Source organism: Rhizobium sp. FY34, from assembly GCF_005222845.1.
Lineage (GTDB): Bacteria > Pseudomonadota > Alphaproteobacteria > Rhizobiales > Rhizobiaceae > Neorhizobium.
The window spans coordinates 64,076-77,578 of record NZ_STFZ01000034.1 but is presented as its reverse complement, the minus strand read 5'-3'; the positions used below and the strand labels follow the sequence as shown (position 1 = coordinate 77,578).

16 protein-coding genes are annotated in these 13,503 nt (G+C 59.5%); 6 read left to right on the top strand and 10 right to left on the bottom strand.

Annotation, left to right across the window (positions count from 1 at the left end):
- Nucleotides 1-35: 35 nt before the first annotated feature.
- Both E8M77_RS19365 and thrC read right to left on the bottom strand, forming a co-directional pair.
- On the bottom strand, nucleotides 36-1,334 hold the full coding sequence (locus E8M77_RS19365; RefSeq protein ID WP_137132574.1) for a pitrilysin family protein: 1,299 nt from the start codon (nucleotides 1,332-1,334) through the stop codon (nucleotides 36-38).
- Nucleotides 1,335-1,359: 25 nt separating this feature from the next.
- Complete coding sequence (thrC, locus tag E8M77_RS19360) at nucleotides 1,360-2,757, bottom strand: threonine synthase (RefSeq protein ID WP_137132269.1); 1,398 nt, start codon at nucleotides 2,755-2,757, stop codon at nucleotides 1,360-1,362.
- A gap of 281 nt (nucleotides 2,758-3,038) precedes the next feature.
- On the opposite strand from thrC, the gene E8M77_RS19355 reads away from it, so the two are divergent.
- A complete protein-coding gene (locus E8M77_RS19355) occupies nucleotides 3,039-3,611 on the top strand; it encodes a PilZ domain-containing protein (RefSeq protein ID WP_137132268.1) in 573 nt (190 codons plus the stop codon).
- A gap of 46 nt (nucleotides 3,612-3,657) precedes the next feature.
- Here the strand turns inward: E8M77_RS19355 and E8M77_RS19350 are convergent, their stop codons facing one another.
- Entirely contained in the window at nucleotides 3,658-4,347 is a 690-nt protein-coding gene (locus tag E8M77_RS19350; RefSeq protein ID WP_137132267.1) for an HAD family phosphatase, read from the bottom strand.
- Between the two features lie 308 nt (nucleotides 4,348-4,655).
- A complete protein-coding gene (locus E8M77_RS19345; RefSeq protein ID WP_348639911.1) occupies nucleotides 4,656-5,297 on the bottom strand; it encodes a TetR/AcrR family transcriptional regulator in 642 nt (213 codons plus the stop codon).
- Nucleotides 5,298-5,363: 66 nt separating this feature from the next.
- Here E8M77_RS19345 and E8M77_RS19340 point away from each other — a divergent pair, with 66 nt between their 5' ends.
- Nucleotides 5,364-5,924: a DinB family protein gene (locus E8M77_RS19340; protein WP_137132266.1), complete on the top strand. Its 561-nt coding sequence runs from the start codon at nucleotides 5,364-5,366 to the stop codon at nucleotides 5,922-5,924.
- Here E8M77_RS19340 and E8M77_RS19335 read toward each other — a convergent pair.
- On the bottom strand, nucleotides 5,875-6,555 hold the full coding sequence (locus tag E8M77_RS19335; protein ID WP_137132265.1) for a winged helix-turn-helix domain-containing protein: 681 nt from the start codon (nucleotides 6,553-6,555) through the stop codon (nucleotides 5,875-5,877). The two genes, E8M77_RS19340 and E8M77_RS19335, sit on opposite strands and share 50 nt — an antisense overlap.
- 72 nt (nucleotides 6,556-6,627) lie before the next feature.
- Here E8M77_RS19335 and E8M77_RS19330 point away from each other — a divergent pair, with 72 nt between their 5' ends.
- Entirely contained in the window at nucleotides 6,628-6,951 is a 324-nt protein-coding gene (locus E8M77_RS19330; RefSeq protein WP_137132264.1) for an antibiotic biosynthesis monooxygenase, read from the top strand.
- Between the two features lie 16 nt (nucleotides 6,952-6,967).
- On the opposite strand, the gene E8M77_RS19325 is transcribed toward E8M77_RS19330, so the two are convergent.
- Nucleotides 6,968-7,273 (bottom strand): HepT-like ribonuclease domain-containing protein, encoded by a 306-nt coding sequence (locus E8M77_RS19325; protein ID WP_246659329.1) that lies wholly within the window; start codon nucleotides 7,271-7,273, stop codon nucleotides 6,968-6,970.
- 32 nt (nucleotides 7,274-7,305) lie between these two features.
- Nucleotides 7,306-7,602: a nucleotidyltransferase domain-containing protein gene (locus tag E8M77_RS19320; RefSeq protein WP_137132262.1), complete on the bottom strand. Its 297-nt coding sequence runs from the start codon at nucleotides 7,600-7,602 to the stop codon at nucleotides 7,306-7,308.
- Between the two features lie 145 nt (nucleotides 7,603-7,747).
- On the opposite strand from E8M77_RS19320, the gene E8M77_RS19315 reads away from it, so the two are divergent.
- A complete protein-coding gene (locus E8M77_RS19315; protein WP_137132261.1) occupies nucleotides 7,748-8,878 on the top strand; it encodes a site-specific DNA-methyltransferase in 1,131 nt (376 codons plus the stop codon).
- Nucleotides 8,879-9,728: 850 nt separating this feature from the next.
- Here the strand turns inward: E8M77_RS19315 and E8M77_RS19310 are convergent.
- The 3 genes from E8M77_RS19310 to mutY are packed head-to-tail and all read right to left on the bottom strand — an operon-like array spanning nucleotide 9,729 to nucleotide 11,790.
- Nucleotides 9,729-10,055 carry an antibiotic biosynthesis monooxygenase gene (locus tag E8M77_RS19310; RefSeq protein ID WP_137132260.1) on the bottom strand — a complete coding sequence of 109 codons (327 nt, stop codon included), beginning with the start codon at nucleotides 10,053-10,055 and terminating at the stop codon, nucleotides 9,729-9,731.
- Between the two features lie 14 nt (nucleotides 10,056-10,069).
- The gene (locus E8M77_RS19305; RefSeq protein WP_137132259.1) at nucleotides 10,070-10,684 is read right to left on the bottom strand and encodes an HAD family phosphatase; all 615 of its coding nucleotides are present in this window, start codon (nucleotides 10,682-10,684) and stop codon (nucleotides 10,070-10,072) included.
- A gap of 32 nt (nucleotides 10,685-10,716) precedes the next feature.
- Nucleotides 10,717-11,790 carry an A/G-specific adenine glycosylase gene (gene mutY, locus E8M77_RS19300; protein ID WP_137132258.1) on the bottom strand — a complete coding sequence of 358 codons (1,074 nt, stop codon included), beginning with the start codon at nucleotides 11,788-11,790 and terminating at the stop codon, nucleotides 10,717-10,719.
- A 116-nt stretch (nucleotides 11,791-11,906) separates the two neighbouring features.
- On the opposite strand from mutY, the gene E8M77_RS19295 reads away from it, so the two are divergent.
- On the top strand, nucleotides 11,907-12,416 hold the full coding sequence (locus E8M77_RS19295) for a DUF721 domain-containing protein (protein WP_281408206.1): 510 nt from the start codon (nucleotides 11,907-11,909) through the stop codon (nucleotides 12,414-12,416).
- Nucleotides 12,417-12,577: 161 nt separating this feature from the next.
- Nucleotides 12,578-13,282, top strand: a complete 705-nt coding sequence (locus E8M77_RS19290; RefSeq protein ID WP_137132256.1) for a DsbA family protein — start codon at nucleotides 12,578-12,580, stop codon at nucleotides 13,280-13,282.
- The last annotated feature ends 221 nt before the right edge of the window (nucleotides 13,283-13,503 follow it).

The following is a 13,503-nucleotide window of genomic DNA, read 5'->3' as shown; positions in this document are numbered from 1 at the left end:
CGCATTCTGGTTGAACGGAGCGAAAAACCGCAGGCTCAGCCGGCTGCCTGTTGCGTCTTGAAGACCGGCGACGACAGGGCCGCCGTGATATCCGAAAGCGGCGCCAGCTTTTCCACCGGGCCGATGGCCGATAATGTCGGGACTGTATCGAAAAACAGCCGTCCGGCAAGATCGGTCAGGCGCTGCGGCGTAATGCCGGCCAGCCGTTCCATCATTTCGGTATTGGGGATCATCCGGCCGTAGAGAATCATCTGGCGGGCGATCTGGCCGGCGCGGGCCGCCGGGCTTTCCTGGCCCATCAGCAGCTGGGCGCGGATCTGGGCACGGGCGCGGTCGATTTCCTGTTGATGGATTAGGTCGGAGGATTTGCGCAGCTCGTCGAGGATCACCGGCACCAGTTCCGGCAGGTCTTCACCGCCGGTTGCCGCGTGAATGCCGAAAATGCCTGTATCGGAAAAGCCCCAGTGGAAGGCATAGACCGAATAGCACAGGCCGCGATGCTCGCGCACTTCCTGGAAGAGGCGCGAGGACATGCCGCCGCCCAGAATATTGGCCAGAATCTGCGAGCAGTAGAAATCGCGCATGTGATAGGCCTTGCCCTCGAAACCGAGAAGCAACTGCGTATCCATGAGGTCGCGGGTCTCGCGCACTTCGCCGCCAATATAGCGGGCCGGCACGAAGATCGGCTCGGAGGCCGGCTTTTCCGGCAGAAGTGAAAAACGGTCCTCGACCTGTTTGACCAGCGCATCATGATCGACGGCACCGGCCGCGACTATGAACATGCGGTCGGTTGTGTAATTGCGCGACAGATAGGCGCGGATCTGGTTCGGGCTGAAGGATTGCACCGTTTCCGGCGTTCCGAGAATAGGTCGGCCGATGGTCTGGTCGCGAAAGGCCACTTCCGAGAAACGATCAAAGACGAGGTCGTCGGGCGTATCATTGGCCGCGCCGATTTCCTGCAGGATCACATGTTTTTCGCGTTCCAGCTCTTCCTCGTCGAAGGCCGATTCGGTGAGGATATCGGCGAGGATATCGATGGCGAGCGGCACATGGTCCTTCAGCACGCGCGCATAATAGGACGTCGTCTCGGTGGAGGTCGCGGCATTCAGCTCGCCCCCGACATTCTCGATCTGCTCGGCAATATCGCGGGCGCTGCGGCGTGCGGTGCCCTTGAAGGCCATATGTTCGAGAAGATGCGCAATGCCGTGCTCATCGGCCGTTTCATTGCGCGATCCCGATTTGATCCAGACCCCAAGCGCAACGCTTTCCAGGTGCGGCATGTTCTGGGTCACGACAGTCAACCCGGACTTCAGCCGGGTGATTTCAACATTCATCGTCAGTCTTTCCGGCACTCCGGCCTTACGCATTCGCCCGAGCATGCTGGCGGATGAAAGTTTCAACCGCCTTAAGCTCAGGTTCCAACAGGTCGTAGCGCTCCTCCCGCGTCATCAGATCAGCAAGCCATGATGGAAGCGCAGGGGAAATTCCGCAAGCGGATTCTACCGAAGCCGGGAACTTGGCCGGATGCGCCGTGGCCAGCGTTACCATTGGGCTGGTCGGCTTGGAGTTCTTCGCGGCGACAAAAATGCCGGTGGCGGTGTGCGGATCAAGCAGGTAGCCGGTCTCGGCCAATGTGTCGCGAATTGTCTGCGCCACCTGCTTTTGCGTGGCACGTCCCGCCTTGAATTCGCGGCGGATGGCTTTGAGCGCCTCCGGCTGGATTTCAAAGGCGCCCGACTGGCGAAGCCCCGACATGGCAGAGCGCACGGCGCCCGCATCCCGGCCATAGGCTTCAAACAGAAGGCGTTCGAAATTCGATGAGATCTGGATATCCATCGACGGCGAGGACGTGGCCATCACCGGTTTCATCTCATAGCGGCCGGTCTTCAGCGTGCGCGCCAGTATGTCATTGTCATTGGTGGCAATCACCAGCCGGTCGATGGGAAGCCCCATGCGCTTGGCCACATAGCCGGCAAAGATATCGCCGAAATTGCCGGTCGGCACCGTGAAGGACACCTTGCGATCCGGAGAACCCAGCGCCACGGCCGAGGTGAAATAATAGACCACCTGCGCCATGATGCGCGCCCAGTTGATCGAGTTGACGCCCGACAGCTTGACCCCTTCACGAAACGGCACATCGTTGAACATGGCCTTTACCAGGTCCTGGCAATCGTCGAAATTGCCGTGAACGGCCACGGCATGCACGTTTGCGTGGCCGGATGTCGTCATCTGACGCTGCTGCACGGCGGAAACCTTGCCATGCGGGAAGAAAATGAACACGTCGGTGCGCTGACGCCCGCCAAAGGCGTCGATGGCGGCACCGCCCGTATCACCCGATGTCGCGCCGACGATCGTGGCATGTTCGCCGCGCTCAGCCAGCACATAATCCATCAGGCGGGCGAGAAGCTGCATCGCCACGTCCTTGAAGGCGAGCGTCGTGCCGTGGAAAAGCTCCAGCACGAATTCATTCGGTCCCACCTGCACCAGCGGCGCAATCGCCGGATGCTTGAATGTGGCATAGGCCTCGTTGATCATGTTTTTCAGGTCTTCGGCTGGAATTTCGCCATCGACGAAGCGCGACAGAACCGTGAAGGCGATCTGCTGATAGCTCTGGCCACGCATGGCGCGGATGTCTTTTTTGGAAAAGCTAGGCCATTCGCTGGGCAGGTAGAGGCCGCCATCGCGGGCAAGGCCTGCCAGAAGAGCATCACGAAAACCGAGTGCGGGCGCATCGCCGCGGGTCGAAATATAGTCCAAGACAGTATCCCAAGAGCGTGTGGTCGGTGGTCCGGAACGGACGGTGGCGCAAGCATTTCGACAGATGGCAGATCCGGCGCATTGCCATCAAGGCGGGCAGGGGGCGGGTGTATGAAAACCGGCCTGTCTCTGCAAACAACACCTCGGACAAAATTCGGCTGCAATGCCAATCGATTTTTCCGTGCGCCGCTGATATAGACCATCAAAATTTGCCGTGAAAGCCCGGAATGTCGCTTCACCGACTATTCCGGGACCGTTCAGAAGAAAAGGGTCGCAGGTACGTGTCTGGCAAGCCATCGCTCAAGTTTCTCTCGCTGTCGCTTCTCGCAATTCTGACGGGCTGCAATTCTTCTGCGCCAACCGGCGGGCTGAATATTGGCCAGACGGCGGCGCAGCCGGCCGTTGCGCCGGTGGTTCAGGCCTATTGCCCGCCTGTCGTGCTGCGCGACGAAACCGCTATACGCAGCAGCTATGCCGGCAATGCCAAGGATGATCCGCAAAAGCTGATCTACCGGGCGTCCCTGGCCGAAGCCACGCGCGCCTGCACGGCCAATGAGCAGACCATGACCATCAATGTCGTGGCGCAGGGCCGTATCGTGCTCGGTCCCGCCGGTAAATCCGGCCCCACCACCCTGCCAGTCGTGGTGGAAGTGGTGGATGGCGATAATGTCATCTATTCGCAGTCGGTCGCTTTCCCCGTCTCCGTTCCGCCGGAAGGCTCGGCCCAGTTCGTCTTCAACAAGGCGGATGTGACCATCCCCAATTCAGCAGCCAGCGGCGGCTCGCGCTTCACGCGCGTCCGGCTCGGCTTCCAGGATGTGGCGGCAAAAAAGACCTCGCGTCCGAAGCGCTGATCGTCAGCGCTTCGACCCCTGAACAATCAAAAAACCGGTGCCGCTGTCAGGCGGCGCCGACCCATTCGGCAAGCGCCGTGATGGTCGCCGGCAGATCGCTCATGCGGGCAATCACCGTTTCGCAGCCGGCATCCGTCAGCCGGTCCGCATGGCTTGGATAGGTGTGCGAGGCACCGGTAAAGCCGATGACGCGGCAGCCGGCCGCCACGGCGCCATGCACACCATGCACTGAATCCTCGATCACCACGGCGCGCTCTGCCGGCACGTTGAACATCTTCAGCGCATGCAGGAAAATGTCCGGCTTCGGCTTGACGCGATCGGCGCCCAGATCCTTGGCGGAAAAGATGTTCGGCTCGAAATAGGGCTTCAGGCCCACTTTCGTCAGCATCATGTCCAGCCGCTGGCTTGAGGAATTGGAGCAGATGCAGCTCTGCGTCGTCAGGCGCGACAGCGCAAATTTGACGCCCTCGATCACTTTGACGTCACGCGCCAGCCGCGCATCCAGCATCTTTTCGGATTTGTCGAGCAGCGAGGCGGAGAGCGGGATGTCGATCTCCTTTTCCACCGTCAGCAGAATGTTCTTCCAGGTCATGCCGGCAAAGCGCTCGCCCATTTCTTCCACGCTGATCGGGTAGCCGGCTTCCGTCAGAAGCCTGGATTCGACCTGGGCTGCAATGATTTCCGAATCGACCAGAACGCCGTCACAGTCGAAGATGATGAGGTCGAAACCGCTCATGGGAGAATGATCTTTCCGTTTGTCCGTCAATGGCGCCTGACCTACACGAGGCGGGCCGCGATAACAATCAGGCTGCGTCGTGAGCCTTGACGGGGAACAGGGCCAGAAAGGGGGGCGGTTTGGGCTGGGAGCGAAATGACATTCTAACAGGCTGCTGAAAAAGTGCGGTCGGCTCGCGCGCTTGCTCTCGGAAAACGAGGAAATCTGTCCAAAACCGGCCAGAATCGCCCGCTGTTTCGGTGGATATCGGCCAGAAAACAAGCGAGTTTTCTCTCTGGGCGGGTTCGAAAGGCCTTTTCAGCCGCCTGCTAAGCAGTGTTCTTCGTCGCGCGATCATCGCTAAGATATAGTCTTACCAGATGAACAAGTTCATTTTGCATCACTGGGTCATCGATGTAACCCCGGCGCGCTGCATTGTGAATCACCCCGTCTATCGCATCCGAAATCACGCGTCCCGCGATACGGTCAGCTTCAGTGGGTGAGCGCTTTCGGTAAGTTGCGACGGCCTGGGTGTAGTAAGAGAGATATTCAATCTCAAATTCGCTGTGCGGGTTTCGATACTCTTCGGAGCTGGGAGCTTCGTCCAACAGCACGCGGTGCAGGCCCGGATAGACGCTATGGGCGGCGACTACGGCCGGCACCAGCTGCGCCGCAAACTCTGCCGACGACAACGCGTCTGCTCGGATACTGCGCATCACTGCCATGCTGTCATCCAGATGACGATGGCGGATCGCATCGACCAGAGAAAGCTTATCGGGGAAATACTGGTAGAGGGAGCCGATACTGACGCCAGCCAGTTCTGCGATCCGGTTCGTCGTGAAACCCGCCCACCCTTCATCGCTCAGAATGCGAGCCCCGGCCTGGACGATGGTTTCGACAGTTGCGCGAGATCTCGCCTGTCGCGGCTCCTTGCGCATCACGGATCGCTGTTTTGCAATGCGAGTAGACAAAAAACTAACTCCGTAGAAATATGAAGGACTTGCTCACATTTCTAAACCTCTAAAGGATCGGTGGCAATGAGCACCTTGCTCCAAACGCTTTACGGCTATCATGCTTGGGCCAATGTCGATTTGTTCAATAAACTGGAAAGCATTGACCTTGAAAGACACCGAACAGAGCTACAAACCACTCTTCGGCTGATCAGCCATTATTATGTGGTCTCCCGGATATTCGCCGGACATCTGCAGGGCGTGCCACATGGCTTCATGTCCGACAACTTCGAAGAAATTCCCGAATTGGATGAACTGAGGGCCGCCGTCATTTCCTCTGACCAATGGTATCTCGACTATATCGCACAGGCCTCTGTCGCTATTCTGTCCGAGGTCGTGGCCTTCACCTTCACTGATGGAGACAAGGGCTACATGACCCGCGAGGAAATGCTGACCCATGTCGCCTTGCATGGAGGCTACCACCGGGGCGAGGTAGGCCGCATTCTCTGGCAGCTGTCCATCACTCCGCCGTGGGACACTTTCGCAGTCTATCTTCATCAAGCCGATCCTGCGCGACGATTGCAGGGTGAGCGGCAGCTTACTCGACGGGGAACAGGGCCAGAAAGCGATTGGTTCCCTCGCGGGTGAAGCGGATGGCCCGGCTGTTTTCCTCGCGGCGTGCCCAGCCACGGGCGATGAATGAGGCCAGAAGCGCCTTGCCCAGCGTGCCGGCCAGGTGAAAGCGCCGCTCGCTCCAGTCAAGGCAGGCCTTGCACAGAGGCCGGCGCGGGGAGGAAAGTCCGTCCACGTCAATGCCCATGTCGCAGATATATTGACTGCCATGCGGCGTCAGCGACAGCATGTCGCCATCGGCAAGGATTGCGCCGTGCGCAAACAGGCTGTCGAGCATGCGCACGCCGAAATCACCGGCCAGGTGGTCGTAACATATGCGCGCCTGACGAAGGGCCGGATCGCGCGGGCCGGGCCGATGGCGCAGGTGCCCCCGGCTGGCGGCAAAGCCCATGATGGTTTCGAGAAGCGCTGCCGTCTCGCCGGCAAGCGCGAAATAGCGGTGTCGGCCCTGCTTGCGCAGGGTCAGCAAGCCGCCATCCTCCAGCTTCGACAGATGGGCGCTGGCCGTTGGCAGCGACACGCCGGCCGCCTGCGCCAATTCCGTCGCCGTCAATGCCTTTCCATCCATCAGGACGGTCAGCATGTTGGCGCGCGCCGGGTCGCCGATCAGGGTGCCGATACGGGCTATGTCGGGTCCTTCTTTCATACTTCGATCGTAACCGAAGCATGTTCGTCGTGCAATGGGGCATTGTGAGCCTCAGCAATAGGAGAGATACCCATGATCGCCGTCATCTTCGAGGTTGTGCCCTATATGGGCGAGCGCCACCGCTATCTCGATCTGGCCGGTGCGCTTCGCACCGAGCTGGAGCAGATCGACGGCTTCATTTCCATCGAGCGCTTTGAAAGCCTGACGCTGCGCGGCAAGATCCTGTCGCTCTCCTTCTGGCGCGACGAACAGGCGGTGAAGGCCTGGCGGCAGCTGGAGGCCCAGCGTGAGGCCGAGCGGGATGGACGCGCGCGGATCTTTGCCGATTGCCGCCTGCGCATTGGCCATGTTCTGCGCGATTACGGCATGTTCGAGCGCGACGCGGCGGCGGGATAGTCTCAATAGATGGTCGTTAAAGCCGTGTCTTGATGCTGAGCAGGGCTTCTTTCAGAGGCGGGAGGTCGTTCACAGCGATTTGCCAAATCACCTCGACAGCAATTCGATGATATTCGTGGCGAAGAATGTTGCCCATTGCGCGAACCCGTTTCCAGGGGATCTGCGGCTCGGTTGCCAACAGGCTGTCGGGAATGTGTCTCGATGCCTCTGAAATGACCTCTATTGCTCGTTCAATCGCCATGCGCAGCAGCCAGTCAGACACAAGGTGATCCGACGTTCGATTGCGCAAGGATGTCTCGATGCGGTCGATCGTTTCCAACATTTCGTCGAGTACGACCGTAGCGTCCCGCGGCATCAGAAGACGCGCTCGGCGGACGCGATGATGCGATCCCTCAGCTTCGGATGCAGGCTATCGCGTGTGGTGACATCCACATCCAGGAGCAGTTCCTCCTCGAGAAAAAGCTTGATCCCCACCAGATCCAGCAGTGAGAACTTTTTGGCAGCATCATAGTCAATGAACAGGTCCAGATCGCTGGTCTCGCGCGCCTCGTCTCGCGCCACGGAGCCGAACAGGTAAAGCGAGGTTGCGCCCAGTGCCCGTATGGCCTCGGCCCGTTCGCTCAGCAATCTGATCGCGTCCTGTTTTTTCATGCCGGTTAACATAATCCGTTCCGGCTTTTCCTTCCATCCTGATTATTTCTCGCCTTTTCACGCAAGGCTTCAGGGTTTGGTAACCAAATTCGGTAACCATAACAGTCAGTAAACAAATCCCGAGTCAGCGTTCAGCGAGTATCAGATGGCAGCCGTTCTCCCGCTTGTAGACCTGAAGTCCGATGTCCGTCCCGGATCCTGGATCAACTCCATCATCAAGGGTGATTGCGTGGCGGCGCTGGAAGCGCTTCCCGATCAATCGGTCGATGTCATCTTCGCCGATCCGCCCTATAACCTGCAACTCGGCGGCATGCTGCACCGTCCCGACCAGTCGCTCGTCGATGCGGTGGATGATGACTGGGACCAGTTCGAGAGTTTTCAGGCCTATGACGCCTTTACCCGCGCCTGGCTTCTGGCCTGCCGGCGCGTGCTGAAGCCGAATGGCACGATCTGGGTCATCGGTTCCTATCACAACATCTTCCGCGTCGGCTCCATGCTGCAGGACCTGCGCTTCTGGCTGTTGAACGACGTGGTATGGCGCAAGACCAATCCCATGCCGAATTTCAAGGGGCGCCGGTTCCAGAACGCCCATGAAACGCTGATCTGGGCAAGCCGCGATGCGAAGGCCAAATCCTACACGTTCAATTACGATGCCCTGAAGGCCTCCAATGACGATGTGCAGATGCGCTCCGATTGGCTGTTTCCCATCTGCAGCGGCGGCGAGCGGCTGAAGGGCGACGATGGCAAGAAGGTACATCCGACGCAAAAGCCCGAAGCGCTGCTTGCCCGCATCATTATGGCCTCCACCAAGCCGGGCGATATCATTCTCGATCCCTTCTTCGGCTCGGGCACTACCGGCGCAGTTGCCAAGCGTCTTGGCCGCAATTTCGTCGGCATCGAACGCGAGCAGGATTATATCGATGCGGCGTCTGAGCGCATTGCCGCTGTCGAGCCGCTCGGCAAGGTCGAACTCACCGTATTGACCGGCAAGAAGGCGGAAGTGCGCGTGGCCTTCAACACGCTGGTGGAAAGCGGCATGGTGAAACCGGGCCAGGTGCTGAGCGATGCCAAGCGCCGCGTCAGCGCCATCGTGCGGGCAGATGGCACGCTGGTGGCCGGAGGCGAGGCGGGCTCCATTCACCGCGTCGGCGCCAAGGTGCAGGGCTTTGATACCTGCAATGGCTGGACCTTCTGGCATTATGAGGAAGACGGCGTGATGAAGCCGATCGACGTGCTGCGCTCCGTGGTGCGCGCTGGCATGGGCAAGCTCGGCTGAATTTCGCATCCCAACGACGGGCAGCGACGAAATTTCGCCTCAGTCTGGGCTCTTCGTCTTGGCAGTCATCAGACGGAGACTTTCGATCCACCGCCGCCGTCGATGAAGCTTTCCTTCTCCGGTTAGTACTCCAGTCCCGGAGAAGGGCAAATGACGCCCGGTCTTGATCCCCAAGACCGGGCGTCCTTGTTTGTGCGGTTAGAGCGGGTTTCGACCTGATTGGATCAGTTCTGTTGGCCCAAACCGGATGCTATCCAAGGAGAAGGGCGCACGGTGTAGCCATAGCATACATGGTAAGCCCTTCGACGATGGAGAGCGCCGGTTTCGGCCAACCCTTCGGGCGGCACGAATTTTCGCGATGATCGGCGGCCTTCGTCTCGACCGTACACCTCTGGTATGGCCTTCGCCGAAGGCCTTGATCCTCACAAAAATCCCTTGCCGCAGAACGATTCAATCAGGTCGAAACCCGCTCTAAGCAGCTTGAGATACGGCGGGCGCGCAATGCAACTCTTCGTATCTGTTTTCCCTGATGCTATATTCCAAAAATCGAGAGCCAAGCAGCAGACGCCGTACCAGCCGGCGTTGACTGGTGAGGATGAGCCGCACCGGCCGAGGCAGAGGCTCTGCTCTCGAACAGGAGTGATGACGATGGGGGTACCTGTCATAATCACACTTGAGCTACGAAAAACCCGGACAGGCTGGTCAGTGCGCGTCCGGGTTCAATTCTTTAGCTAAGTGAAGCGGGGTCAGGAGTTACCGCTCCTGACCTCGCTCCTGACTATAGCATAATCATGAGGCTGTTCAACATGACGGCGTGAAGCGGTCAATCACACAGCAAACCCGTAGCCCGTCAGCCGGCGGCCCTGGCGCCTGCCACGTTTGTCAGGCATCCGAGCCTTGTGCGGATCTGGAAATGCCGTTCTATGCCGGTCGTGACGCTGAACCACGCGGATGCGCGGTTGCGGGCCTGATGCGCTTCAAATGCGGCCTGATCGACGAAGATCTCGGATACGAGCAGGCGTCTGGCAATCTCTGTGCTCTCTAGCACCTCGAATTTCAGGCAGCCGGGTTCGGCAAGCGTCAGGGATATATGCAGCGGCAAAGCTTCCATCACCGCTTGTTGGCGTTCTGCCGGAATATCGAGATAGCCATCGAGATAGATTTTTTCGTCACGCATCATTTTTCCTCGCGTTACACAGCAAACCCGTAGCCTGCCAGATCCGCCCTCAGTTTTTCAGCGCCGGAAAAATGCACGGCCTGCCAGCCGGCGGCCCTGGCGCCCTCTACATTGGCGGGCGCGTCGTCGATGAACAATGTGTGGGTAGGCTCCAGCCCGAAATTTCTGGCATGCAGCCGGTAGATCTCCACATCCGGCTTGATGAGAAAGATCTCGCCAGACACGGTCACGCCGCGTGGTTTTTCCAGAAAGGGAAAGATCTTGCGCGCCTGGGCAAAGGTGTCGGCGGCGAAATTCGTCAGCATGGTCACGTCATGGCCTGCCTGGATCAGGCCCTCCATCATCGCGACGCTGTCGTCATAGGCATGCGGCACCATTTCGTGCCAGTGCTTGCGAAAGGCGCGGATGTGCTCTTGCTTATCCGGATATTGGTTGATCAGCAGCTGTTCCGCCACAGCCCAGTCGCGCCCGCGATCCTGCTCGATATTCCAGTCCGGGGTGCAGACATTCTGGAAGAACCAGCGGCGTTCTTCCTCGTCGGGAATGAGGCGCGAAAAGGGAATATCCGGATCGTAATGGATCAGTACCTTGCCGATATCAAAGACGATGTGCTTGATCTTGGCCGTCACGGGCAATTCTCCTTGCATGAAGGCGGGCCTCTCTAAATGGATTTGAATGCCAGAGGTATAGCCTGGGCTATGGCTTTTTTCATGACGGTCGGCAGCGCCTGCGCCTCAAGATTGGTGACCGGTTCCCACCAGCCGTCATCGCAACAGCGATCTTCCACCTGCACCCGGTAGACGGAAAGATGCAGCTCGAAATGGGTAAATACATGGGTGATTGCGCCGCATTCCTGCCAGCCGGCGGGGAAGGGGGCGTGGTCCGCGCCGGTGCCGCCATCCATGCGCGACGTCCAGGCGGTGGTCGGCACTTCGGTCATGCCGCCCAGAAGCCCGCTGGTGATGCGCCGGCGCAACAGAATCTCGCCCTCCCGGTTCACGGCGACGAAGGCTGCGCCCTTTCGCACCGGCTTTTCCTTCTTGGCGGCCTTGACCGGAAAGCGTTCCGGCTCATGGTCGGTCAGCGCCAGACAATGGGCGTTCAACGGACAGAGCGCACAGGCCGGGCGCTTGGGCGTGCAGATGGTGGCGCCAAGATCCATCATGCCTTGCGCGAAATCGCCGGGCCGCGTGTCCGGCGTCAGCGCCTTCACCCTGGTCTTCATTGCGGGTTTTGAACCCGGAAGCGGATCGGAGATGGCATAGAGCCTGGAAATCACCCGCTCGACATTGCCATCCATCACTGCCGAGGGCCGGTTGAAGGCAATGGCGGCAACGGCCGCCGATGTATAATCGCCAATGCCCGGCAAGGCGCGAAGCCCCTCTTCGGTATCGGGAAACGTGCCGGCATGGTCTGTGGCCACGGCTTCAGCGCATTTCTTAAGGTTTCGCGCCCGCGCATAATAGCCAAGCCCCGCCCAGGCGGCCATCACATCCTCCACAGGGGCAGCCGCCAGATCGTTGACGGAGGGCCAGAGGGCGAGGAATTTGGCGAAATAGGGTTTGACCGCCTGCACCGTCGTCTGTTGCAGCATGACTTCCGACAGCCAGACGTGATAGGGATCTGCCCGCATGCCGTTTGTCTGCGCGCCGGGCGTTATCCGCCAGGGAAGCTCCCGGTGGTGGCGGTCGTACCAGGCAAGAAGAGCAAGGGTGATCGGGGACAAGGGCTGCATGGCATTCCGGCTGCGCTGAAATCTGATAGTGGATGTGATAGAGTGCGGCGAACTCAAAGCCAATGCTTGGCTTTGACGGCACAGCCAAGCCGGAACGAAGACATCATGAGGTTCATGTGAAGGCCATAAGCAGGCGCCCGATACCAAAACAGATCGCCGAGATCGCCAATGGCCTGATGGATCCGGTGCTGGCCAAGCGCGCCGGCATATCCACGGCCCTTCTCGGTTCCTGGGACGAGATCGCCGGCGAGCAGTTTGCCGATTGCACCCGGCCGGAAAAGATTTCCTGGCCGCGCCGCGATGGCGGTCAGGAGGCCGGCTATCAGGCCGGCGTTCTGACGATTGCCTGCGAGGGCGCCCGCGCGCTGTTTTTAAGCCATGCGCAGGGAGAACTGATCGACCGCATCAATGGCTTTTTCGGTTTCCCGGCCATCCGCCAGATGCGCATCGTGCAAAAGCCGGTCAGCGTGGCTGCCCGCCACCGCCGCCCGCCGCAGCCGTTGAAGGGCGATGCGGCAAAGCGGCTGGCCGATATGATGGATGGCATTGAAAACGAGGCGCTGAGACGCGCCGTCGAGCGGTTGGGAACGGCCGTTCTACAGCCGACTGCCCGGCGCAAACCGTAAATTTTCGATCGACGTTTCACATCGCTCAGCCTGCATTCATCTCTTGGCTGTCACGATTGTTTGAGAAAACAAGTCCTGCGCGCGCTTGTCGCGGTCATCAGGGCGCGTTACGGAATTTACAACGGATTCTGCTTTCTTCTCTTGAACAACAGGTGTCATCTATGCCGACCAGCTCATTTTCCCTTAACCGCCGCCACCTGCTTTGCGGCGTTGCCGCCTCTGCCTTCAGCCTTTCGCTGATGGGCCAGGTCAGCCAGGCCTTTGCGGTGGACGTGCCGGAATCGTCCGGCAAGGTGGACATGGCCAAGGTCATGGAACCCGGCCCGCTGCCGGACATGGCGATGGGCGACGAGAAGGCGCCGGTCACTATCGTCGAATATATGTCGATGACCTGCCCGCACTGCGCCCATTTCCACGTGACCACCTTCGATCCGATCAAGACGAAATATATCGATAGCGGCAAGGTGCGCTTCATCGTACGCGAATTCCCGTTCGATCCGGTCGCAACGGCGGCCTTCATGCTGGCGCGCAGCAACCCGACCAAGCCGCAGGAACTGGCCACGCCGACGGCTTATTTCGCCATGATCTCCATGCTCTTCAAGCAGCAGCGCGCCTGGGCGGCTCCGGCCGATGGCAATGTGCGCAATGCGCTGATGCAGCAGGCCAAACTTGCCGGTTATACACAGGAGACGTTTGAAGCCTGCTTGACGAACCAGAAGCTTCTCGATGATGTGAACGCCACAATGAAGCGCGGCGCGGAAGAATTCGGCGTGAATTCCACGCCAACCTTCCTCATCAACGGCGGCCGCTACACGGGAGACATGTCGGTTGAAGCCATGTCGGCGCTCATCGATAGCCTTGCCTGATTGCAGCCTTTGCCTTGAAGCGGGCGGCGGGGAAACCCGCGCGCCCGTTTTTTGTGCTTCAATTTCCGCTTTGCGTTCGCGTTTCACCCCCCTCTGCCCTGCCGCTCTGCCGGGGTTGAGGCACGCGTCTCAACCCGTCCTTCGGACCCCCCTCAAGGGGGGAGATCAGCAGAACGGCAGGCTTTCTGAGTCAGAATTTCGCCGTATATCCAACAGTAGTG